At 68.7% G+C, this 22,239-nt stretch carries 17 protein-coding genes; 6 read left to right on the top strand and 11 right to left on the bottom strand.

Annotation, left to right across the window (positions count from 1 at the left end):
- Positions 1–80 precede the first annotated feature (80 nt).
- Genes VGI12_19160 through VGI12_19150 form a run of 3 tightly spaced genes read right to left on the bottom strand, consistent with a single transcriptional unit; the run spans position 81 to position 2,543 of the window.
- A complete protein-coding gene (locus VGI12_19160) occupies positions 81–1,628 on the bottom strand; it encodes an RDD family protein (GenBank protein HEY2434800.1) in 1,548 nt (515 codons plus the stop codon).
- On the bottom strand, positions 1,628–1,993 hold the full coding sequence (locus tag VGI12_19155; protein HEY2434799.1) for a hypothetical protein: 366 nt from the start codon (positions 1,991–1,993) through the stop codon (positions 1,628–1,630). The genes VGI12_19160 and VGI12_19155 overlap by 1 nt, the downstream gene beginning before the upstream one ends.
- 13 nt (positions 1,994–2,006) lie before the next feature.
- Positions 2,007–2,543 carry a sigma-70 family RNA polymerase sigma factor gene (locus tag VGI12_19150; protein ID HEY2434798.1) on the bottom strand — a complete coding sequence of 179 codons (537 nt, stop codon included), beginning with the start codon at positions 2,541–2,543 and terminating at the stop codon, positions 2,007–2,009.
- Between the two features lie 65 nt (positions 2,544–2,608).
- Between VGI12_19150 and VGI12_19145 the strand changes: the two genes are divergently transcribed.
- Positions 2,609–3,019 carry an NIPSNAP family protein gene (locus VGI12_19145; protein ID HEY2434797.1) on the top strand — a complete coding sequence of 137 codons (411 nt, stop codon included), beginning with the start codon at positions 2,609–2,611 and terminating at the stop codon, positions 3,017–3,019.
- A gap of 41 nt (positions 3,020–3,060) precedes the next feature.
- Here the strand turns inward: VGI12_19145 and VGI12_19140 are convergent, their stop codons facing one another.
- From VGI12_19140 to VGI12_19115, 6 genes are read right to left on the bottom strand one after another with little or no spacing between them, the layout of a single operon-like run.
- Positions 3,061–4,836, bottom strand: coding sequence for a tetratricopeptide repeat protein (locus tag VGI12_19140; GenBank protein ID HEY2434796.1), 1,776 nt, complete (start codon positions 4,834–4,836; stop codon positions 3,061–3,063).
- Positions 4,833–5,204 (bottom strand): VOC family protein, encoded by a 372-nt coding sequence (locus VGI12_19135; GenBank protein ID HEY2434795.1) that lies wholly within the window; start codon positions 5,202–5,204, stop codon positions 4,833–4,835. Before VGI12_19135 ends, VGI12_19140 begins: the two co-directional genes overlap by 4 nt.
- On the bottom strand, positions 5,204–6,502 hold the full coding sequence (locus tag VGI12_19130) for an MFS transporter (protein ID HEY2434794.1): 1,299 nt from the start codon (positions 6,500–6,502) through the stop codon (positions 5,204–5,206). The genes VGI12_19135 and VGI12_19130 overlap by 1 nt, the downstream gene beginning before the upstream one ends.
- Before the next feature lie 14 nt (positions 6,503–6,516).
- Complete coding sequence (locus VGI12_19125) at positions 6,517–8,286, bottom strand: thiamine pyrophosphate-binding protein (GenBank protein ID HEY2434793.1); 1,770 nt, start codon at positions 8,284–8,286, stop codon at positions 6,517–6,519.
- A 20-nt stretch (positions 8,287–8,306) separates the two neighbouring features.
- Positions 8,307–9,707 carry an aldehyde dehydrogenase family protein gene (locus tag VGI12_19120; protein ID HEY2434792.1) on the bottom strand — a complete coding sequence of 467 codons (1,401 nt, stop codon included), beginning with the start codon at positions 9,705–9,707 and terminating at the stop codon, positions 8,307–8,309.
- Between the two features lie 13 nt (positions 9,708–9,720).
- On the bottom strand, positions 9,721–10,482 hold the full coding sequence (locus VGI12_19115) for a citryl-CoA lyase (protein HEY2434791.1): 762 nt from the start codon (positions 10,480–10,482) through the stop codon (positions 9,721–9,723).
- 156 nt (positions 10,483–10,638) lie between these two features.
- Here VGI12_19115 and VGI12_19110 point away from each other — a divergent pair, with 156 nt between their 5' ends.
- The 5 genes from VGI12_19110 to VGI12_19090 are packed head-to-tail and all read left to right on the top strand — an operon-like array spanning position 10,639 to position 17,763.
- Positions 10,639–13,857 carry a carboxypeptidase regulatory-like domain-containing protein gene (locus VGI12_19110; GenBank protein HEY2434790.1) on the top strand — a complete coding sequence of 1,073 codons (3,219 nt, stop codon included), beginning with the start codon at positions 10,639–10,641 and terminating at the stop codon, positions 13,855–13,857.
- A gap of 7 nt (positions 13,858–13,864) precedes the next feature.
- Positions 13,865–15,739, top strand: a complete 1,875-nt coding sequence (locus tag VGI12_19105) for a PQQ-binding-like beta-propeller repeat protein (GenBank protein HEY2434789.1) — start codon at positions 13,865–13,867, stop codon at positions 15,737–15,739.
- The gene (locus VGI12_19100; protein HEY2434788.1) at positions 15,726–16,601 is read left to right on the top strand and encodes a ThuA domain-containing protein; all 876 of its coding nucleotides are present in this window, start codon (positions 15,726–15,728) and stop codon (positions 16,599–16,601) included. Before VGI12_19105 ends, VGI12_19100 begins: the two co-directional genes overlap by 14 nt.
- Positions 16,598–17,089 (top strand): helix-hairpin-helix domain-containing protein, encoded by a 492-nt coding sequence (locus tag VGI12_19095; protein ID HEY2434787.1) that lies wholly within the window; start codon positions 16,598–16,600, stop codon positions 17,087–17,089. The genes VGI12_19100 and VGI12_19095 overlap by 4 nt, the downstream gene beginning before the upstream one ends.
- A 29-nt stretch (positions 17,090–17,118) precedes the next feature.
- Complete coding sequence (locus VGI12_19090) at positions 17,119–17,763, top strand: adenylate kinase (protein HEY2434786.1); 645 nt, start codon at positions 17,119–17,121, stop codon at positions 17,761–17,763.
- Here the strand turns inward: VGI12_19090 and VGI12_19085 are convergent.
- On the bottom strand, positions 17,746–19,515 hold the full coding sequence (locus tag VGI12_19085; protein HEY2434785.1) for a hypothetical protein: 1,770 nt from the start codon (positions 19,513–19,515) through the stop codon (positions 17,746–17,748). The two genes, VGI12_19090 and VGI12_19085, sit on opposite strands and share 18 nt — an antisense overlap.
- Before the next feature lie 69 nt (positions 19,516–19,584).
- Complete coding sequence (locus tag VGI12_19080) at positions 19,585–22,080, bottom strand: ABC transporter permease (GenBank protein ID HEY2434784.1); 2,496 nt, start codon at positions 22,078–22,080, stop codon at positions 19,585–19,587.
- Between the last annotated feature and the right edge of the window lie 159 nt (positions 22,081–22,239).

Below are 22,239 nucleotides of genomic sequence, written 5' to 3'. Positions count from 1 at the left end.
ACCCACTACCGGCGAGAGTATATTCCGGGGAGTGCGCCCGCAGGCGAGCGGCCGTGACGCGACGCAGACGCCGCGCCAGGCTAGGCCGGGACAGATCGCGGGACTTTCACCACATACGTGCCTGCGACGCGATCGTGCCAGGTCTGGCCGTCGGGATCCCAGAGCATCCAGAGAAAGCCGAGCCCCGCGACGATCAGCGAGAAGATGCCGGTCAGGCCCCGCACCAGCGATTCGGCGAATTCGAGCGGCCGGCCGTCGATGCGGACCACGCGCAGCTGGCAGATCATGCCGCCCGGCGTTGTCCCCTTCCACGTCCAGAAGCCGACATGGTAGATGAGCGCGAAGAACACCATCAGCCGATCGCCGAAGTCGCCGTGGCGATCGAGGCTGAGCAGCTGGACGATGACGGCAATCGCCACCGCGTCGAGCGCCAGCGCCGCCAGCCGTTCGCCGAACGCGGCCTTTTGAAACGCCGTGACGCTCGTCCCGTTTCCCGGCACGCTGCCGGCATCCGCCGTGAGCCGGCTGGCGTCTTCAGGCGGGAGGCTCGCGAACGGCGGGACCGCCGGTTGCGGCGCGTCGACGTCTCCAGCGTGAAGGCTGGCGCCGCCCAATGCGTCGAGCGGCGCCGGTGCCGCCGGGGTCGGAGGGAGCACGACCCGCGCCGGCTTCGGCGGCTTCGGGTTCTCGCGACGGTACGAGCCGTAGAACGCCAGCGTGGCGGAGCCGAGCCCGAACACGCCGGCCAGGATCCACGTCAGCATGCCGATGACGGGAATCATGTAGGCGACGGTCATCAGCGCCGAACCGATCACGAACGATCGCAGCGACTCGCCGCGATCCGCCGGATCGTCCTGCGGCATGGCGCTCATGCCGATCCAGCGCGCGAAACCGATGCGGCCGAGGACGGCTGCGGCGACGACCGCGCAGAGCACGAACGGAATGACCACGAGGCCGATGACCGACGCGGCGAGCAGGACGCACACAGGGCCGACCAGCAGCAGCACCAGCAGTCCGGCGAAAAAGGCGCTGAACGGCGTCGACCGCAGCGTCGTCGCGCAGGTGCGGACGGGCGCGTCGAAGAGGACACTCAGGCAGAGATTCAGGAAGAAGAACACCGCCGCCACCAGCCACACCCAGCCGAGCGACGGCACGATCGGGCGGCCGAGCAACAGGCCTTTCGTGAGCCAGGGCACCAGATTGCGCAGGCCCTCGCCGAGTCCCGCCGTGCCGACGACGACCTGCGTGCCTCCCGGCGAAAAGCTCGTCGGCGTGTCAGCGCCCCCGACGACGACGAAGTCCCCGGCCACCTTGGCCCCCTCGGCGATCTGCGCCGTGCCGGCCACCACCACCAGCTGGCCGTCGATCACCGCGGTGCTGGCGAGATCGACCTTGCCGAGGACGACGACGACGTCCTCGCTGACGTGGCCTTCGATGCGGGCGTCGCCGCCGATGACCACGATCTGGCGCACCGTGTCGTCGTGGCGCAGCGTGAAGTTCTGGAGGATGCGCAGCGTCGGCCGGTCGATGTCGTCGAACGACACGTTGACGCGCTGGGCCGAGGCGGCCGCAGGCGCCGCGAGCAGCAGCACGAGCGCAAGTCCGGCGAGCCGGCGGTATCGGAGCATCATCGTGATGCCGTCCTTTCGAGAAACAGGTAATTGAGGGCCGCGCCAAACAGCGCGCAGGCCAGTCCCATCAGCACGACGAGTCCGACGATGTAGCCCAGGAGCGGCTGGATGAGCGCACGCCAGATCACGCCGCCGGCGTTGCTGGTTGCGACGATCGACGCCGGCAGCGGCGGCGCCGCCCACGTCGCGTAGACCGCCAGCGCGACCAGCGTCATCGACACCGCCTGCCACGCGAGCGGCCACGTGAACCAGGCGCGCGCATACCACGGCCGGCCGGCCCAGGCGTCGACCGCCTCGAGCAGGCGCGGCAGCAGCGTCGACGGCGCGGTCGGCATGGGGAGCCGCGCCAGCTCGTCGCGCATGCGCCGCTCGAGATCATCGAACGACAGCGGTCCCCCCTAGCAAGCGGCGCAGCGTCTCGCGTCCGCGGTGGATGTCGGTCTTGACCTTGGGCAACGAGACGCCGAGTGTGTCGGCGATCTCCCGGTAGCTGGCGCCGTCGAAGTGGAACAGCACCAGCGGCACGCGCTGGTGATCCGGCAGGCCGCGCACGGCCTGTTCGAGCGCCGCACCCAGATCCGCCCGTTCGAGCTGCTCGACGATCGGCAGCACGTCGGCGGCAATCCCGTCGGCGTAGCCGGCGCGCCCCTCGTCGCTCAGCTCGCTGAAGAACCGCCAGCGGGAGCGGTAGCGCGCCAGGTGGTTCAGGCACACGTTCCGCGTCGTGGTCTTCAGCCAGCCGGCGGCGGCCGGGCTCCTGACGACCTCGTCGTAGCGCTGGAACGCGCGGAGGAATACGGTCTGGGCCGCATCCTCCGCGTCGGCGGGGCTGCCGAGGAGCCGCACCGCCGTGGCGAATACCATGTCCTGGTACCTCCGCACGAACGCCTCGAACTCGTGAGGGGCGTTCACTGGAGGGGAAAACCCGGCAGGCGCGGGAAAGTTGCAGCCACCTCTGTGCGATAGACTATGCCGCCATGAGGAACAAAATCATCGTCGGCGTCGTTCTGATCTTGAGCGGGTTTGCGGTCGGCCGGGCCAGCCAGCCCGCGCCGTCACACATCTACGAGCTGCGCACCTACACGGCCGCGGAGGGCAAGCTCGACGCGGTCAACGCGCGCTTCCGCGACAACACCCGCCGCATCTTCGACCGCCACGGCATGAAGAGCGTCGGCTACTGGCTCCCGACCGAGGGAGACAAGGCCGGCACCACCCTCATCTACATCCTCGAGCACCCGAGCCGCGAAGACGCCCGGAAGCACTGGGCGGAGTTCAACGCCGATCCAGAGTGGCAGAAGGTCAAGGCGGAGTCCGAGAAGGACGGCAAGATCGTGATCAAAGCCGAGTCGGTGTTCATGTCGCCGACCGATTACTCGCCGATCAAGTAAACGCCACCAATCGAGCGGGGCGCCATCGGCGAGGGTACGCCTCACGGCAGGCCGATCGCCTGCTCGATCGCCTGCAGACGCGGGTCGTCCTTGAGCGCCTCGAAGCGCGGGTCGACCTTGAGCGCGATCACGTCGAAGGCCCGGTCCTCGCAGGCTCGCGCCAGCCAGCGGAATCCCTGCTCGGGCTGTCCGAGCCCGAAGCGGACGGCGGCGAACTCGAACGGGGACACGTAACGCTGCTTCGCCATCGCCTCGAGCTTGCGCAGCGCCGCGAGCGCCGCCGGCTTGCGGCCGGCGAGCGCCAGCGCCCGCGCGAGCGCGGCATGCACGCGCGGCGTGTGCGGCGACAGATCGATGGCGCGTTGAAAGGCCGCGATCGCCTCGTCGAGATCGCGGCGCTGCTCCTGAATCATGCCGAGCGCCCAGTAGGCCGGCGAGAAGTGCGGGTTCAGCTCGATCGTGTGGTCGCACTGCTCGAGCGCCGTCTCGTAGTCGCGCCGGTAGGCGAGGACGATGGCCAGATCGCGCGCCACGATCGACGACACCGGGTCGAGCGATTGCGCGACACGCATCTCCTCGAGCGCCTCGTCGAGGCGCGACATCGGCACCAGGCAGGACATCGCGTACCAGTGATGGGCCGTCGCGTAGCGCGGGTCCAGGCGGATCGCCGCCTGGAACTCCGCTTCGGCGCCGTACCAGTCCCAGTCCTGAGTGGCCGTGACGTGCGCGAGCGACGTGTGTGCTTCGGCCGCGTTGCCGTCGAGCAGCACCGCCGTCGCGGCGCTCGAGGCGGCGCGCGCCCACGCCAGCGACGGCTGGCGGACGCCGTAGTGCGCGAGCAGGCTGTGTGCGTCGGCGAGACCGCTGTGCGCGAGCGAAAATTGCGCGTCCTCGACAATCGCCTTCTCGAAGAAATCGAGCGCCTTGTGCAGCCCTTCGTCGGTGCGCTGGTTGAGGTGATAGCGTCCCTGCAGATACAGGTTGCGCGCCGCGAGATTCTCGGCCGGGCGCCGCCAGCCGCGCCGGCGCCCGACGTCGGCGAGCCGCGGCTCGATGTTTCGCAGTACGGCGGCCGCGACCAGTTCCTGCGCCGACAGCGTTTCGTCGGTGGAGGCGTCGATCGACTCCGACCACAGATAGGACGCGCTGGCGTTGTCGACGAGGTGGACGGTGATGCGCAGTCGAATGCCCGATCGGCGCACGCCACCGGCGACGAGCAGCGCCGCCGCCGCCGGATCGCCGGCGACGACCCGCAGCGCCTCGACGCCCGCCAGCCGGTGCACCAGCTCCTGCCGGAGGCCGCTGCAGAAGTACTCGAGCTCCTGCGTCTGGCTGTGATCGGCGATCGCCGCCACCGCGATCGTGTTCTGGCCGGCGAGCGTCGCCTCGACCGAATGGCGCCCCGGCGCTGCCGCAGCCCGCGTCTTGATGACCGGCGCATAGCCGCCCTTCGGCAGCTCGATGGCGATCGGATCGCCGCCGCCTTCCTCGCGGTAGTAGCGCACCAGCCGCGCCGGCAGCCGCCGCGCCTGCACGCGCACGATCGGATCGGCTCGCGGGTCGAACGACGCGTCCTTGTCGAACACCTGCACGCCGATGACGTATTCCTTCAGCTGATCGCCGCGGCCGGCGAGTGCTTCCTCGACGATGAAGCGGAGAAAGCGCTTGAGCCGGTCGACCTGGCGGAAGGCGACGCTGCCGAGCATGCGATCGAGCTGCTGCCGGCCCGCGGATTCCAGATCGCGATCCGCGGCGGCGCTGTCCGGCCTGGCGCCGCTGGCGCCGACCTTGCCCGCCCTAGGACGGATCGGCTTCATGCCGGGAAATTCAGCTCGATGGTGAGGCCGTCGGGATCCTTGACGAAGATCTGCCGCGTCCCGTCGCGCGGCACGACCGCTTCTCGAAACGGGAGGCCGCGCTCGACCAGCCGGGCTCGCATCCCTTCGTAGTTCGACCCGAGGAATGCGACGTGATCCAGGTTGCCGGTGCCATCGTGATGCCGGTCGCCTGGCGCCCGCTGGACCAGATGCAGCACGGCCTGTCCGCCGAGATAGAGCCAGTAGCCCTTGAATGTAAACGGCGGCCGATCGCCTGCGCGCAGGCCGATGACGTCGACGTAGAAGGCCTTGGTCCGTTCCACGTCCGCCGATCGCGTGTTGACGTGCTGGAATGCCTCGATGCCCATCACTCCCCCGTGTCCACCTGGAGCCGGCGGATGTCGCCGAGAATCACGATATAAGAAAACGCGCCGACGAGCGCCACGAGGCCGATGTAGACGAGCGGCCCGACGAAGGATCCGGTCATCTGGTAGGTGAAGCCGATCACCAGCGGCGTGACGATGCCGGCGACATTCGTGGTGAAGTTGAAGATACCGCTGGTCAGGCCGATGAGCGGCTTGGGTGCGATGTCGGACACGACCGTCCAGCCCAGGTTGGTCATCCCCTGGCCGAAAAACGCCGCCGACATGATCAGCATGACGGTCGTGTTGCCGTCCGCCGGCACGTAGTTGGCCGCGACGATGACCGACGCCAGGCACAGGCCCGCGACGACCGGCAGCTTGCGCGCGAGATTGGCCGAGCCCGTGCGGCTCAGGAGCGCGTCCGATAGCACGCCGCCGACGACGACGCCGGCCGAAGCGGCGACGTAGGGGAGCGAGGCCATGAACCCCGCTTTGATGTAGTCCATGTGACGGGCGGTGACCAGGTAGGTGGGGAACCAGGTCAGGAAGAAGACCTGCGTCGAGTTGCCGCCGAACTGTCCGATCGACGCGCCGACGACCTGGCGTTGCCGCAGCAACGCGCGGATCTGGCTCCAGCGGAAAGCCGGCGTGCGCTCGCGCGCTTCGCCGCCGCCGCCCGCCTCGATGTACGCACGCTCGGCGGCGTTGGCGCGCTGGTCGTGGCCGATGTCGCGATAGAGACGCCAGAACGCCGCGGCGAACAGGATGCCGGCGCCGCCGACGATCAGGAACAACACCCGCCACCCGTAGTGCCGCGTCACCCAGAACAGCGGCGCGCTGAGGAAGCCGAGGCCGACGTACTGGCCGAAAGAGTAGACCGCGTTGCCGCGCGCTCGTTCCCGCTGTGGGAACCAGGTCGCCATGATGCGGCTGTTGGCCGGAAAGCATGGCGCTTCGAAGACGCCGACGCCGATGCGGGTAAGGAGCAGCGACGGCAGGCTGCGCACGAGCCCCATGCAGCCCGTGAAGAACGACCACCCGCCCAGCGCCAGCGCGTACGTGGTTCGCGTCCCGAGGCGATCGAGGACGATGCCGCCTGGGATCTGGAGGATCGCGTAGCTCCAGGAGAACGCCGAGAAGACCAGGCCCATGCGCGCCGCGTCGAGCGCGAGATCGTGCGACAGGAGCGGCGCGGCGATGCCGAGGACCGTGCGATCCAGGTAGTTGATCATCGTGCCGGTCGCCACCAGCGCCAGGATCGGCACCCAGCGCACGTGCGTGCGCGCCGCCGGTGGTTCGGACACGGCCACCGGGCGCGCTACGAGCCCTTCCGGTAGATGCAGTTGATGTCCCAGTGGCCGGGCGTCGGCGTCGGAGCGTTTTCCATCGGCGCCTGGATCACGGTCGGCCGGCCGGAGGCGAGCGCGGCGCGCAGCGCAGGACCGAGCTCCGAGGCGTCGCGGATGAACACGCCGTCTGCACCATAGCCCTTCGCCATCTGCGCAAAGTCGGTGCGATAGCGCGCGCCGTCGGCTTCGAACACGCAGCCGAATTCCCAGCCGTAGTGCATGTTGGTCAGTCCGGCGATCGTGCCGAACGCCGCGTTGTCCATGACCAGCCACACCACGCCAAGCCCCGCTTCCATCGCCGTGGCGACGACCGACGGGTTACTGCCGAACGCCCCGTCTCCGACCAGCGCGACCACCGCGCGCTGCGGCTGCGCGAGCTTGACGCCCAGCGCCGCCGCCGGCCCGAACCCCATCGTCGCGAGGCCGCTCGGGGTGATGAACGTGCCAGGCACCGTAATCGGGAACTGCTGCCCGACGCCGTTCTTGTTCCAGCCGACGTCGGTGACGATGAACCCGTCCTCGGGAACCGCCTGCCGCAGCTCGCTCAGGATGCGCTCGGGGCGCATCGGGTATTGGTTCGAGCTGTAGTGATCCGCCCAGTTGGCGGAGAAGGCGCGGCGCCCCTGGGCGATCTCGAGCCGCAGCGATCCGCGGCTGCGCGGCTTGACGCCGCGCGCCGCCTCGGCGAGCGCCGCCAGGGCATGCTTTGCGTCGGCGACGACCCCGAGCTCGGTCGCGAAATTCCGGCCGATCTCCGCTTCGTCGACGTCGATGTGAATCAGCCGGGTCGGTGGAATGTCAAAGGTGAAGCGCGGATCCCACGAGCTCGAGTTCGCCTCCGCGAAGCGCGTGCCGACCGCCAGGATCACGTCGGCCGTCCGGCACTTCTCGTTGGCGATCGGCGTGCCCCAAAAACCGGTCATGCCAAGCAGCAGCGGATGATCTTCGCGGACAACGCCTTTGCCCATCAGCGAGTGGGCGATCGGCAGCTCGAGCGCCTCGGAGAGCGCCGCCAGCTCGGCGGCCGCGCGTGCCGAAAGCACGCCGCCGCCGGCGTAGATCACCGGCCGCTCCGCCGCCGCCAGCAGCGCCACGATCCTGGCCGCGGTCGCATCGTCGAGCGATGGCCGGGCGATCTCCGGCGGCAGCTTCGCGAAGGCATCGACCGGTAGGCTCGACGAGAACAGATCCATCGCCACGTCGACGAGGACGGGCCCCGGCCGGCCCGACTGGGCGAGATGGAAGGCCCGCTCCATGACCCGAGGCAAATCGCGCGCGTGCTCGACGCGGTAGATCCGCTTGCAGAACGGCCGGTAGATCTGGCACTGATCCGCGTCCTGGTGGAGGTTGATTTCCTGATGCGGGTGGCGACCGTGGAAGTACGACTGCACGTCGCCGGCGATCACCACCATCGGCATCGAATCGAGCGCGGCGTTGGCGACGCCGGTCGCGGCGTTGGTCAGGCCCGGGCCCAGGTGGGTCAGCAGGACGCCCGGTTTGCCGGTGGCGCGGGCGTAGCCGTCGGCGGCGTGCGCCGCCACCTGTTCGTGGCGTGTGCTGACGTAGCGGATGCGGCTGCGGCCCAGCGCGTCGATCATGCCGATGATCGTGTGGCCCGTCAGCCCGAAGACCACCTCGACGCCGAGGCGTTCGAGATAGTCGGCCAGGAGGTATGCCGCGAAGCGCGTCTCGCTCGTCGTCGGTAGCGGCTCCGGGATGACGTGGATGGCTCGGCTCATGCTATGGCCCCGCGATCGGATCAGAAGATCTCCGAGTTGTAGAAGTCGCCGAACAGCGCCTGTTCGGAGGGGCGATCCTCCGGGATCGGCCGGCTCACCCAGGTGACGTTCATGTAATGCGTGAGCGCGATGTTCTGGTTGGTGATGTTGCCGCCCCAGACGCCGCAGCCCATGCTCGAGGTCATCGGCATACCGTTGGTGAACGTGCCGGCGTTCGACGAGGACTGCACCTGGCGGACCATGATGCGGCTGACCGGCGCGACGAGCGCGAGCTGGTGGATGTGGTCGTCGTCGAACGAGTAGATGCCGCACGAGTGACCGCGGCCGCCGGTCTCGAAGATCTGGCGCACCATGTCGAGCGCCATCTCCCAGCCGTGGTACTTGAAAATCGACAGGACGACGCCGAGCTTCTCGGTGGAGAAGGGATGGTCCTTGCCGATCAGGCGCTCGGGGACGATGAAGAACGTCTTGCCGCCGGGCAGCGTGATGCCGGCCTTGGTGGCCACGACACTCGCGTCGCGGGCAATCGTGTCGGCGGTGCGCCGCCCTTCGGCGTCCCAGTAGATCGCGCGCAACTTCTCTTTCTCGTCGTCGGTGACGAGATAGCCCCCCTCGACCTGCAGCTGCGCCAGCAACGCGTCATAGACGCGCGCCTCGACGATGAGATTGCCGTCGGCCGAGCAGCCGGAGCCGTTGTCGTTGGTCTTGCTGATGCGGGTGTTGCGCGCCGCCTCCTCGATCTCGGCGGTTTCGTCGATGACCATGGTCGCGTTGCCGGCGCCGACGCCGTAGGCCGGCTTGCCGGAGCCATAGGCGGCTTTCACCATCGCCGGACCGCCGGTGGCGATCGTCAGGTCGCACGCCGACATCAGGGCGTTGGCCAGCGGGATGCTGGGCCGCTCGACGACCTGCAGCACGTCCGCGGGAACGCCCAGCTTCTCGAGCGCGGCGCGCATCACCCGGACCGTTTCGATCGTCGTGTGGCGGCTCGACGGGTGCGGCGATAAAATCACCACGTCCTTGCACTTGAGCGCGTAGATGGCGATGCCGACGGGCGTGACATAGGGGCTCGTCACCGGGATGAGTGCGGCGATGACGCCGGCCGGCTTCGCGTACTTGACGAGGCCGCGCGCCGCGTCCTCCTCGATCACGCCCATGCTCTTCTGACGGAGCGCGTCGCGCAGGATGCCCTGGACCTTGGCGCGGCGGGTCGGCTCGCGGCGGCCCATGCCGCTCTCGTCGACGCTCATGTTGGCCAGGCGAGTCGCGGTCTCGAGATTGCCGCCGGCCCAGCCGATCGCCTGGCAGATCCGATCCACCGCCGCCTGGTCGAAGCCGGCGATCGCCCCCATCGCAGCGCGGGCCCGGGCGACGAGCGCGGTGACGACGTCTGTCTCTTCAGCGGTGATGGTTCTGGCCATGGGGAGGTCCTGGCTACGACGTCGGCGGCGGTCCGTCGTAATCGACGTCGAACTTGACGCGCATCGGTTTTTCGCGCGCGTATTCCTCCGCCACTTCGGCGGCGAGGCCGGCGACGCGGCCGATGATGAAGACGAGGCGCGCCGCGAACGGCGGGAAGCCGATGTCGTGCAGGATCGCCGCGAGCGCGCCGTCGATGTTGAGTGGCAGCGGCTTGATCTTCGTCCGCGCCGCCGCTTCAATCGCTTCCATGAATGCGACGCCGTCACCGGCGACCCCCTCGGCGCGTGCCATCGCGAAGAGTGTCTCGACGCGCGGGTCGGTGGAGTGTACGCGGTGGCCGAGTCCGGGCAGCCGGCGCCTGGCAGCCGCGGCTGCGTCGACGGCGCGCGCCGCCGCCTCGGCGAGGCCGATGCCGTCGCGTGATGCGGCGGCGACCCCGCCGGCGATGAGCTCCATGCAGGGGGTGCCGGCGCCGCCGTGATCGTCGCCGATGGTCGCCACGCCGGCGGCGATCGCCGCCGCCACCGACTGCCGGTTGGCGGAGGCCGCCAGCCGCGCCGCCGCGCACGACGGCGCGCCGGCGCCGTGATCGCAGACGCCGATCAGGAGCGCGTCGAGCAGCCGGCGCTCGCCCGCGGTGGGCAGGCGGCTCAGGAGCAACAGGACGATGGTGTCGGTGAAGGTCGCCTCGCGCATGAGCGGCGCGATCGCGTGGCCGCGGATCCAGATGTTGGTTGCGTCCGAGTTGACGATCGCCGTGCGCCACGCAGGCATGCGCGCCGATTATACCGGGCGCCTCTCCACCGCGGCGTTGTTACGGTACTGCCACCGTAACGTCGTAGGCCGCTCCGGCGCGATGGTGCTACCGTCCGCCCGCACGCATGCCAGCCATGTGGCCATCGCATGCGCGCGCCTGAGGGGGGTACGAACGTGAGCATCTGGCGGACCATTCTCGTTGCGACGCTCGTCTGGCTCGCCGCCGCTGGGACCGGACGCGCGCAGGCCGTCGCCGGGTCGCAGGTATCCGGCGTCGTCAAGGACTCGAGCGGCGCGGTGCTGCCCGGCGTCGAGGTGACGATCACCAAGACCGATACCGGCACCACGCGCACGGTTGTCACCGGCGCCGACGGCGCCTACGTCATTCCCAACCTGCCGGTCGGTCCCTATCGTCTGAAAATTGCCCTGCAGGGGTTCAACACTTACGTCCGCGAGGGCATCGTCCTCGAAGTCAACACCAACCCGACGTTCGACGCCGCCCTGTCGGTCGGCAACATCGGCGAGGAAGTGACCGTGCAGGCGTCGAGCGCGATGGTCGAGACGCGATCGACCGGCGTCGGCCAGGTCATCAATCACGAACAGGTGACGGAGATTCCGCTCAACGGCCGCCAGGCAACCGAGCTGATCTTTCTTTCGGGGCTCGCGACCGCTGCGCCGGCCGGCGATCTCAATACCAACAAGAACTTCCCGACCGTGACGATCTCGGTGGCCGGCGGCCAGGCCAACGGCATCACCTACATCATGGATGGCGGCACGCACAACGACCCGTTCAACAACCTCAACCTGCCAACGCCGTTCCCCGACGCGCTGCAGGAGTTCAAGGTCGAGACGAGCTCGCTGCCGGCGCGCTACGGCCATCACGCCGCGTCAGCGGTGAACCTGGTCACCAAGTCCGGCACCAACCAGTTCCACGGCGACGCGTTCGACTTCGTCCGCAACTATCATTTCAACGCCCGCAATTTCTTCTCGCCGACCCGCGACAGCCTTCGCCGCAATCAGTTTGGCGGCACCATCGGTGGCCCGATCACCAAAGACCGCCTGTTCTTCTTCGACGGCTACCAGGGTACCGTCGAGAAGAGCAATCCGGCGACGACGACCAGCTTCGTGCCAACGGCGGCGATGCTGGCTGGGGACTTTACGCAGATCGCCTCGCCCGCCTGCAGCGGCCGGCAAATCACACTCGCCTCGTCGGCTGGTTTCGTCAACAACACGATCAGCCCGGCGCTCTTCAACCCGGTGGCGATGAGCATCCTCCAGCACGTGCCGGTCTCGACCGATCCCTGCGGGCGGCTTCAGTACGGCATCCCGAACAACAGCACGCAGCGCCAGAACCTGGCCCGCGCCGACTACACGATCGATCGCAACCAGAGCCTCTTCGTGCGCTACCTCTACGCGTTCTACGACAATCCGGCGACCTACGACGGCAGCAATGCGCTGACGCTGAGCCGCACCGGCCAGAACAACCAGGTGCACTCGATCGTCGCCGGCCACAACTGGATCCTGTCGGCGAGCATGGTCAACGCCCTGCACGTGACGTGGAACAAGACGCTCAACGATCGGCCGATGCCGACCTATTTCTCGCCGGTCGATGTCGGCTCGACCGTCTATGGCTTCGTGCCGGGATTCATGGGGCTCACCGTCACCAACGGCTTCAATTTCGGCACCGGCGGGACCAATCCCGGCTACTTCAACTCGAACGGCGTCCAGATCGCCGACGATCTCGACTGGCTGCGGGGCAAGCACCAGGTGTCGATCGGCGGCAACTGGATTCACACGCGCATCGAGACCGTGAACAACCGTCCCAGCAACGGCCAGTTCACCTTCAACGGCCAGGCGACGGGGCTCGGGCTCGCCGACTTCATGGTGGGCAAACTGAGCAGCTTCGTGCAGGGCAACCCCGTCCACGACAACGATCACAACGACTACCTCGCCGCCTACGCGCAGGACGAGTGGAAGGTGCGCGCCAACCTGACGATCAACGCCGGGGTGCGCTGGGAGCCGTATCTGCCAATCAAGAACACGCTGAATTACGTCAGCAACTTCGATCTGACGCGCTTCGATGCAGGGACTCGCAGCACCGTCTATCCGCAGGCGCCTCCAGGCCTGTACTTCCCAGGCGATCCGGGCTTTCCGGGATCGGCGGCGATGAACCACGATTGGGCCCAGTTCGCGCCACGCACCGGCATCGTCTGGCAGCCGACCGACAAGACAGCGGTGCGCGGCGGGTGGGGCGTCTTCTACGACACGCCGCAGCTGTTCTTCAACACCCGGTTCGCGAACAATCCGCCGTGGGGCGCGCAGATTACGCTGACCAGCCCGTCGGGCGGCCTGACCGATCCCTGGGTCGGCTACCCCGGCGGCAATCCCTTCCCGGCGCTCGGCACAGGCTGGGCGACGCAGGCGTTTCCGACCGCTGGCGTCTACGTCAACGCGCCGATCGACACGAAGCCAACGATGCTGCAGCAGTGGAACGTCGGTCTGCAGCACCAGCTCGGTGAGTGGCTGCTGACCGCCAGCTACCTGGGCAATCATTCCTCGCACCTATGGCGCGCGACCGAGTTGAACTATGCCGTCTACTCGCCCGGCGCGACGACGGCCACGACGAATGCCAGGCGGTTCCTCGTTCTCCGCAATCCGGACTACGGTCCGTTCTACGGCACGATCGGCCAGCTCGACGACACCGGCCGCGCCAACTACAACGGTGTGCTCGTCTCGGCGCAGAAGCGGCTCAAGGGCGGGCTGAGTGCCCTCCTCAACTACACCCTCTCCAAGTGCCTGAGCGATCCCGCCACCAGCGAGTTGACCGGGCCGACGATCGTCAATCCGAACGATCCGAACATGGATTACTCCGCGTGCGATTCGGATCGCCGCCACGTCGTGAACCTCTCGGGCGTCTGGCACATACCGGAATTCTCGGGGGGCGCAGTCAGGGCGATCCTCAGCGGCTGGCAGATCGCGCCGCTGGTTCGCTGGCAGAGCGGCAGCCCGTTCACGGTCACGACCGGCGTCGACAATGCGCTGTCGGGCACCGGCGGCCAGCGCGCCGTACAGCTGACCGACACCGTCTTCGGCGACAAGACCGTGAACAACTATCTCAATGCGGCGGCCTTCGGATCGCCGTCGGCAGGTACTTACAGCACGCTGCCGCCCAACGCCTTCTACGGCCCGTCGCGCCTGCAGAACGACCTGGCCGTAACGCGTACGTTTCCGATCGGTCCGCACGCGTTCCAGTTCCGCTGGGAAGTGTTCAACGTGCTGAACACGCCAAGCTTCAACAACCCGACGTCGGCGCTGAACAGCACGAACTTCGGGCGGATCCTGAGCGCCGGCGATCCGCGTATCATGCAGTTCGCGTTCAAGTATCAGTTCTGAGCCACCTATGCCCAGACGACCGCTCGCGCTCGCCGTCCTCGCCGTCACGCTGTGCTCGGCCTCGCTCGCCGGGCAGAACAATTGGGTCTATTACGGCCAGGACCAGGGGGCGACGCGGTTCTCGACGCTCACCCAGATCACCGCCGACAACGTCGCGAAGCTGAGCCGCGCCTGGACGTTCCACACCGGCGACAAGTCCGGCTTCTTCGAGAGCACCCCGCTCGTCGTCGACAGCGTGATGTTCTTTGCCGCCGGCAACGGCTTCTATGCGCTTGATGCCGTCAGCGGCCAGCAGATCTGGAAGGTGGCGGCGGCGCGGACGACTCGCCGCGGCGTCTCTTACTGGCCCGGCGACCAGCGGACAGCGCCGCGCGTCATCGCCTCGGCCGGCACCGAGCTCTTCGCGCTCGATGCCAAGACCGGTAAACCCGCCGACGGGTTCGGCGACGACGGCACGGTGGAGCTCGAAGACTCGATGAACTCACCTGCCGCCATCTACAAGGACCTCGCGCTGGTGCAGGGGAACAAGCCGTGGATTCGCGCGTTCAGCGTGCGCACCGGCAAGCTCGTCTGGACGTTCAACCTCATTCCACAGCCGGGCGAAGTCGGCCATGAGACGTGGACCGACGATGGCTGGAAAACGTCGGGCGGCACCAACGTGTGGGGGTTGATGTCGCTGGACGTGGCGCGCGGACTTGTATTCCTGCCCAACTCGATGCCGGGCGAGAACGACTACTACGGCGGCGATCACCACGGCGACAATCTGTTCGGCACTTCCGTCGTCGCGCTCGACGCCGCTACCGGCACGCTGAAGTGGTACCGGCAGATCGTCCACCACGACATCTGGGACTACGACCTCGGTGCCGCGCCGACGCTCGTCGACGTCGTGAGGAACGGCAAGACGGTCCCGGCCGTCGCCCAGATCACGAAGATGGGGCTGCTGTGGGTGCTGGATCGCACCAACGGCGAACCGATCTGGGGCGCCGAGGAACGCACGGTGCCGCAGTCGACGGCGCCCGGCGAGCAGACGTCGCCGACGCAGCCGTTTCCGCTGAAGCCGGCGCCGCTCGCGCGCAACGCGATGAAAAAGGAGGACCTGGCGAAGGGAATCACGCCCGCACACGATGCCTACTGTCAGGGGCTCTGGGAGAAATACTCGATCGCCGATTCCGGGCCCTTCCAACCGTGGAATGACAAGCAGGACATCGTGCTGTTCCCGGGCGCGGTCGGCGGCGGCAACTGGAACGGCGTGACCTACGACAGGCCGCTTGGCCTGATGATCACCAACGTCATGAACGCCGGGCAGTGGGGACACCTCGAGCAGGCGACCGGCGGTCGCGGCAGCAGGGGTGGCCGCGGCGCTCCTCCCGGAGGCGGCCCGCCGCCGTCCGCCGCGGCGGTGTCCGCGCAGCGCGGCGCGAGCGACGAGAACGCCGGCGCGGCGCCGACCTGGCGCAAGGTGACGCCCGAGGGCCGCCGCTTCTGGGACCCGAAGACGATGTATTCCTGCCAGGCGCCGCCGTGGGGCGAGCTGGTGGCGGTCAGCACAAAGACCGGCGACATCGTCTGGCACGTGCCGCTCGGATCGTTCCCCGAGCTCGAGGCGAAGGGGCTGAAGACCGGCACGCCCAGTCTCGGCGGCGCCATCTCGACCGCCGGCAATCTCGTGTTCATCGCCGCGACCGTCGACAGCAAATTCCGGGCTTTTGACGCGCGGACAGGCAAGGAGTTGTGGAGCGATACCCTCGAGGCGCCGGGCCACGCGATTCCGTCCACGTATCTGGGGCGCGACGGCAAGCAGTACGTCGTCATTGCCGCCGGCGGCGGCGGCTTCCTCCAGAGTCCGACGTCCGATACGGTGGTCGCCTATGCGATCAAGTAAGCGTGCCACCATCTGGCTGGCGATCGCCGGCTGCGTGCTCATCGCCGCCGCGCCGTCGGGCCAGGGCCGCGGCGGCCGCGGCGGCCCGCGTCCGCGCAAGACGGTGCTCATCTGGGCCGACACGCGCAATGGCATTGCGCAGCACGAATCGGTTTCGCACGCGATGTCGGTCATCGAGCGGCTCGGCTACGAGTCGGGTGCCTACGACAGCTTTATCCGCACCGACTCCAACATCATCTCGAAGACGCCGCAGATGACCAGCGGCCAGCCGGCCAGCGGCGGCCCCAGCCTGGCGAGCGTCGACGCGATCTTTTTTCTCGGCCATCGCGACGTCCCGATCGACGACAAACAGAAAGCAGAGCTGCTCGCCTTCGTGAGAGACGACGGCAAGGGCTTCGTCGCCGCGCACACCGCGACGACGGCGTTTCTCGACTGGCCGGAATTCGGCGAGATGATCGGCGGCCGCTACGATGGCCATCCGTGGGGGAGTGCCGCCGGCACGGTGATCAATGAAGACCCGGCGTTCCCGGCGACGAAGCATTTCGGCGCCGCGCCGTTCCCGTTCACCGACGAGTTCTACCAGGCGAAGGACTACTCGCGCGAGAAGATCCACGTGCTCCTGCGCCTCGACGTCTCGAAGATGGCGCCCAACCAAGACGTGCACCGCACCGACGGCGACTTTCCGCTCGTCTGGGCGAAGACCTACGGCAAGGGTCGAGTGTTCTACTCGGCCCTCGGCCACGCCGCGTCCACCTGGGACAACCGCGACGTCCAGGTGATGTATCTCGAGGCGTTGAAGTGGGCGCTGGGGATGACCGAAGGCGACGCCACGCCGCGGGCCTTCCCCGGTTCGGCGAAATGACGGCGCTCTTTCTGGCCGTCGTGCTGGCGCAGGTGCCGGCGGCGCCGGTGCCGGCGCACGACGTCCGTCCGCTCACCCCCGAGGAATCGGCGGCGCTGCCGGCCGGCGACGGCCGCGACGCCGTCGCGACGCTGTGTGTTCCTTGCCACGGCATCCTTCATGCGATCGCGCTGCCCAAGACGACCGCGGGCTGGGCCGCGACCGTCGACGACATGCGCAACAACCGTGGCGCGCCGGCGACTGATGAGCAGGCGGACGTCGTCAAGGCGTACCTGTCGAAGTTCTTTCCCGCCGTCGACGTGAACAAGGCAACCGCCAGTGAGATCGCCGCGGTCACCGGTCTCACCGCCGACGAGGCCGCAGCGATCGTCGCTTCGCGCGAGGCGGGCACTACGTTCAGGTCGTTCGCCGACGTCAAGAAGGTGCCGGGGCTCGATCCCAAGCGGCTCGCCGACGCCAAGTCGCGCATCGTCTACGCCCCGAAGTAAACTGACGGCGGGAGGAGACCTTAAATATCGTGCTTCTCGGGCCCCCGGGCTCCGGCAAGGGGACCCAGGCTGCCCGTCTCGCCAGTCAGCTCTCGGTTCCCCACATTTCCACGGGCGACATCCTGCGCGCTGCCGTGAAGGCGGGGACGCCTCTCGGCAAGCAAGTCGCGGGCGTCATGGCCTCCGGCGGCCTGGTCGGCGATCAGCTGATGGCGGATCTCGTCCGCGATCGCCTCGCTGTCTCCGACACCGCCGGCGGATTCATCCTCGACGGCTTTCCGCGCACCGCGACGCAGGCGCGGTCGCTCGACGCGCTGCGTCAGCCCGAGTCGTTCGTCGTCATGCTGATCGACGTGCCGCAGGACGCGATCGTCAGGCGCATGTCGAGCCGCCGCGTCTGCGACAACTGCGGTCTGACCCAGTCGGTGGCCCATGACGCCACCGGGGCCGAGCACTGTCCGTACTGTGGCGGCGAGCTGATCCGGCGCCCCGACGACCATCCCGAGACCGTGCGGCGGCGCCTCGAGACCTACGCCGAGGCGGCTACGCCCGTCATCGACTACTACCGCGGGCGCGACGGCTACGGCGAGGTCAACGGGCTGCAGCACGCCGACCGCGTCACCGCCGCGCTGCACGCGCATCTCCAGCGCGTCATGTCACCCCGCCTTCCGTAGCGCTCTCACGACCTTGCCGACCGGCTTGCCGTCGAGCGTGACGACCGCGCGCATCAGATAGTCGCCGGCCGGGAGATGCTCGATGGCAAACCCGCCGATCGCGGTGCGTGCGTCCTCCGAACCGCCGCGGCCGATCGTGGTCTCGGCCGCAGCGAGCGCCGGACCTTCGGGCGTCGACGCGACGTCGAGGCTGACGGCGACCGTCACCCCGGCCGGCACGTTGTAGAGTTCGACCAGCCCGATCGCGACCGTCTCGCTCGTGAACTCGAGTCTCGGCGCGAAGCCGCCGCCCGCCGGCCGCGTGCCGATGACGAGCGCGCTCAATGTCAGAGGATCGGCGCGCACCGGTGCCGCGGTCACGTCGTCGTCGGTGGTGCCCGACCGTCCGCTCGTGTCGAGCGCTGCCACGCGGACGCGATACATGCCGGGCGGCACCTGCAGGTCGGCGCGCATCGGGCGCCGCGCCAGATCGTCTTTCTGCGCCGTCCATTGCGCTTTCAGCGTGCCCTTGCCGTCGAACAGGCCGACGCTCGCCGCCGCGATCGTCGCGTCGCGCTCGATCGGCTCGAACAGGGCGACAACGCGGACGTCGTTGCCGCCCGGCATGCGCGACGCGTACGCCGTGGAGCGTAGCGGCAGGTCGCGGTACTCAGAGGCGACCCGCAGCAGATCGCGCGGCGCCACGCTCTTCGCGGCAAGCTCTCGGGGGATCAGGATGGCGGGGCGCGTCCGCAGCTTGACCTTGTCGCGGGTCGTCGTCAGCTCGAGACGCTGCGGCTGGCCGGTGCGCTCGCCGGGTTCGGGATCGAATGTCGCGACGTAGTAGGCGGCGGTTTCGCGCAGCAGCGTCGAGACGGCGGTCTGTGGCTCTTTCGGCAGCTCGATGTAGCGGGCGCCGGTGGCGCCGGCAAGACTCTCGAAGCCGGCGTCCTGGGCCGGCGAGCGGCTGGGCAGCGCGTCGGACATGTGCAGCAGGTAGAAGTCGAGATTGGCAACCGAGGCGAGCGACCCGATGTTCTGCAGATCTTCCGGGCGGACGGGGCACATGTCGGTCAGTGCGCTCGCCGGCGCCGACGATCCGCCGCCGATGGTCCGATCGCGGCGCCCGACGTCGACGATGCGCGTGCTCGGCGGCGACACGCCGCCCGAGAAGATCGCAATCGTCGTGGGTGCGTCCCCGGCGAGCGCGATCATCGTGCCGAGCGCCCTGAACACGTGCGTCGTGCGGCACTGCGCGTCCTGATCGGTTTCGACCGTCGCGGCTCGGCCGGTCAGGCCGTTCACCGCCAGCCGCACTTTCGTCAGGTCGGTGGTCGGCGGGATGTTGAGCGTGCCCTGCGGCGTCAGGACGCCAAGCCGGTCGGTTGGCGCGAGCTCGGCGGACAGGATGCGGATCGCATCGCGGACCTGCGACTCGCGTCCCGGCGCGATCGAGTCGTCGTCGATGAGCACGTGGATGATGCGGCCGCCCTGGCCGGCGGTGTTCGTCGAGTACGGTGGAGGCAACGGCGAGGCCGGGGCGGTGGTCGTCGCGGCGAAGACCGTCAGCGACCGAATCGCGTGCGGCTTGCCGTTCACCTTCAGCGCCAGATCCGGCGCCTTCAGGTCGGTGACGATCTGTCCCTCGTCGCCAATCGCGCGGAACTCGACCCTCGCCGGCAGGCTGCCTTTGCCCGATTGCGCCGCCACCGTGCGCGGCCCGAACATCGAAAGCGCCAGCGCGGCGGTCGTCAAGCGCCCGGCGGTCCTCATCGCGAGCCTCCCAGGCCCGCATTGTAGGCGAAGGCGTCAGCGGTCACACCGCGGCGGCGGTGAGGCCCGTTATTCTGCGCGGAGCGCGGTAAGCGGTGTGACGCGCGTGGCGCGGCGCGCGGGCAGCCAGGTCGCGGCGAGCGACGCCAGCGCCAGGACCAGCGGCGCCGAGACGAAGACGATCGGATCGAGCGGCTTGACGTCGTACAAGAAGCTGCTCAGCCCGACCCCGAGGAGCGCCGCCAGCGGCAGCCCGAGCGCGACGCCGATCCCGGCCAGCACCGCCCCCTCCTTGAGCACCAGTCCCATCACGTCGCGAGGCTTGGCGCCCAGGGCCATGCGGACGCCGATCTCGCGAGTACGCTGCGACACCACGTACGACTTCACGCCGTAGAGCCCGACCACGGCCAGGAGCAAGGCCAGCAGTCCGAACGTCAGGAACAGGCGCCCGCCGGATCGGACGGCCCACAGTTCCAGGCTGCGGTCATGGAACGCGTGCATCGTCGTCGCCGTGACGATCGGCAGACGCGGATCGAGATCGCGAAGCGCCTGCCGGACCGAAGCAAGCACGTCCGCCTCTGTTCCCGCCCGCGCGGCGCGCACGTGCACGCTGGTGTTGGCGCGATAGATGCGGCCAGAGGGCACGTAGATCGCCGGGCCGGCTTCGCGATCGAACAGCTCGTCGCGGATTGGCGCCGCGACCCCGACGATCTCGAGCGGCTGGCGATCGAGGTTGTCAGACGACCCCGGCGTGTTCTGGAAGCGCACCAGCTGACCGATGGGATCGTCGGCGCCGAACAACCTGCGCGCGAAGCGCTCGTCGACGATCGCCACGCGCGGCGCGGTGGCGGAATCCTCCTCGACGCGAGTGAACTCGCGACCGCGCACCATCGGCAGGGCCAGCGTCCGGAAGTAGTCGGCGCCGACGATCCGGAAGACGGCCGACACGCGCGCCGCCTGGTCGGCCCGCGACGGTCCGCCGAGGCGCTCGACCTGCTGCTCCTCGTGAAACTCGCCGAGCGGCACCGACGACGCCAGGCTCGCCGCCTCGACGCCGGGCAGGCGGCGGAGCCGCTCGAGCGCGGCGCGGCGGCTCTCGCGGCCGCGCGCTTCGTCGTACTGCACCAGGCTCGGATCGATGCCGACGAGCAACTGACGGTCGTAGCTGAAGCCGGGGTTCGCCGCCGCCGCCTTCAGCGCGCCGCGCGCGAACAGCCCACCCGCCGACAGCAGCATCAGCGACAGCGCGATCTGTCCCACGACGAGCACGTTGCGCGCGGAGAAGCGACGGCGCGGCGATCCGGCGCCAGATGCCAGCGCTTTCAGGTCATCGACGAGATTGATCTTCGACGTCTTCAACGCCGGTCCGAGACCCGCCAGCACCGTGGCGAGCACGGCGAACGCGGACGTCGCCGCGAGCACCCGCAGATCCGGCGCCGGGCGGAACTCGATGCCAAGCGGCATCACCGCTGCGAGCGACGCGGCGAGCGCGCCCGTCGACCACCAGGCGAGCACCAGGCCGCCGGCGGCGCCGCCGGCCGCCAGCAGCAGCCCCTCCGTCATCAGCTGCCGGACGATGCGGGCGCGATTGCCGCCGATGGCGAGGCGGATCGCGATCTCACGGCGCCGCGCCGATCCGCGCGCCAGCAGCATGTTCGCGATGTTGAGGCAGGCGATGAGCAGCACGACACCCGCCAGCCCCATCAGCAGCGCTGCGGCGCCGGCGACGCCGCCGTCGGATCCCGGCGACGTGCTCGTCCCCAGACGCGGCAGCGGATTGATAGTGAGCAGTTGATCGTGATTGACGGCGGGGTAGGCCTGCGCCAGCTGGCGCGACAGCACGTCGAGGTGTGCCCCTGCCGCGGCGATCGTGACGCCCGGCTTGAGCCGACCCGCGACGACCAGCGAGTCGGCCGTCCGATCGCCGAGCCCCGTGCCTTTCTGCTTGAAGATGTCGTTGACGACGACGTCGAACATGCCGAGCGGCAGCCATAGCTCCGGGGAAATCAGCGCCATCGTGCCGGTGAAGCCGGCCGGCGCGACGCCGACGACGGTGAAGTCGATCGTGTTGACCTTGATCGTGTGTCCGAGCAGATCGGCGCGGTCGTGCCGGACGACGGCGACCGGCAGACGCGCACCAGGACGTTCCTCGTCGGCGGTGAACGCGCGTCCGGCGGCGAGCGGCGCGCCGAGGGCGTCGAAGTAGTTCGACGAGACCACTTCGACGAACGTCTGCCGCATCCCGTCGCCGGCCGGCAGGCCGACCATCGAGAAGGTGTGCGCCATGAGGCTCTCGAACACGTCGTTGCGATCGCGGATGTCGGCGTAGTTGGGGTACGAAAAGGCGCGGAAGGACTCGACTTTCGTGCGGTCGTGGCTGTAAAGGCCGACGAGAGTGTCGGCGCGGCCGGCGAGCGGCTTGAGCAGCAGCGTGTTGACGACGGTGAACATCGCCGTGTTGGCGCCGATGCCGAGGGCCAGCACGGCGACGGCGACCATGGTGAAGCCAGGGGTCTTGGCGAGCGTCCGGGCCCCGAACCGCAAGTCCTGTAACGTCTTAGTCATAGCTGGTAAACGTTTTTGGCTGTACAGTCGTTCAGATCTGACAACTATCCTTCTGCCTTCTCGAATGTCACGTTACATATACGTTGCTGCGTTCGCTTCGGTTATCGCTCTGTCGGTCGTGTCCTGTTCCAGGTCAGGCGCGGACGGCGCCAATCCGGC

Source organism: Vicinamibacterales bacterium (assembly GCA_036496585.1).
Classification (GTDB): Bacteria; Acidobacteriota; Vicinamibacteria; order Vicinamibacterales; family 2-12-FULL-66-21; genus JAICSD01.
The sequence above is the reverse complement of the archived record's forward strand: the minus strand, read 5'-3'. Positions and strand labels throughout refer to the sequence as shown.

What these genes read in the sequence shown, in the direction of transcription:
- VGI12_19160 (HEY2434800.1), bottom strand. Translation starts at nt 1,628, where the DNA reads ATGCTCCGATACCGCCGGCTCGCCGGACTTGCGCTCGTGCTGCTGCTC.
- VGI12_19155 (HEY2434799.1), bottom strand. Translation starts at nt 1,993, where the DNA reads ATGCGCGACGAGCTGGCGCGGCTCCCCATGCCGACCGCGCCGTCGACG.
- VGI12_19145 (HEY2434797.1), top strand. Translation starts at nt 2,609, where the DNA reads ATGAGGAACAAAATCATCGTCGGCGTCGTTCTGATCTTGAGCGGGTTT.
- VGI12_19140 (HEY2434796.1), bottom strand. Translation starts at nt 4,836, where the DNA reads ATGAAGCCGATCCGTCCTAGGGCGGGCAAGGTCGGCGCCAGCGGCGCC.
- VGI12_19135 (HEY2434795.1), bottom strand. Translation starts at nt 5,204, where the DNA reads ATGGGCATCGAGGCATTCCAGCACGTCAACACGCGATCGGCGGACGTG.
- VGI12_19125 (HEY2434793.1), bottom strand. Translation starts at nt 8,286, where the DNA reads ATGAGCCGAGCCATCCACGTCATCCCGGAGCCGCTACCGACGACGAGC.
- VGI12_19120 (HEY2434792.1), bottom strand. Translation starts at nt 9,707, where the DNA reads ATGGCCAGAACCATCACCGCTGAAGAGACAGACGTCGTCACCGCGCTC.
- VGI12_19115 (HEY2434791.1), bottom strand. Translation starts at nt 10,482, where the DNA reads ATGCCTGCGTGGCGCACGGCGATCGTCAACTCGGACGCAACCAACATC.
- VGI12_19105 (HEY2434789.1), top strand. Translation starts at nt 13,865, where the DNA reads ATGCCCAGACGACCGCTCGCGCTCGCCGTCCTCGCCGTCACGCTGTGC.
- VGI12_19100 (HEY2434788.1), top strand. Translation starts at nt 15,726, where the DNA reads ATGCGATCAAGTAAGCGTGCCACCATCTGGCTGGCGATCGCCGGCTGC.
- VGI12_19095 (HEY2434787.1), top strand. Translation starts at nt 16,598, where the DNA reads ATGACGGCGCTCTTTCTGGCCGTCGTGCTGGCGCAGGTGCCGGCGGCG.
- VGI12_19085 (HEY2434785.1), bottom strand. Translation starts at nt 19,515, where the DNA reads ATGAGGACCGCCGGGCGCTTGACGACCGCCGCGCTGGCGCTTTCGATG.
- VGI12_19080 (HEY2434784.1), bottom strand. Translation starts at nt 22,080, where the DNA reads ATGACTAAGACGTTACAGGACTTGCGGTTCGGGGCCCGGACGCTCGCC.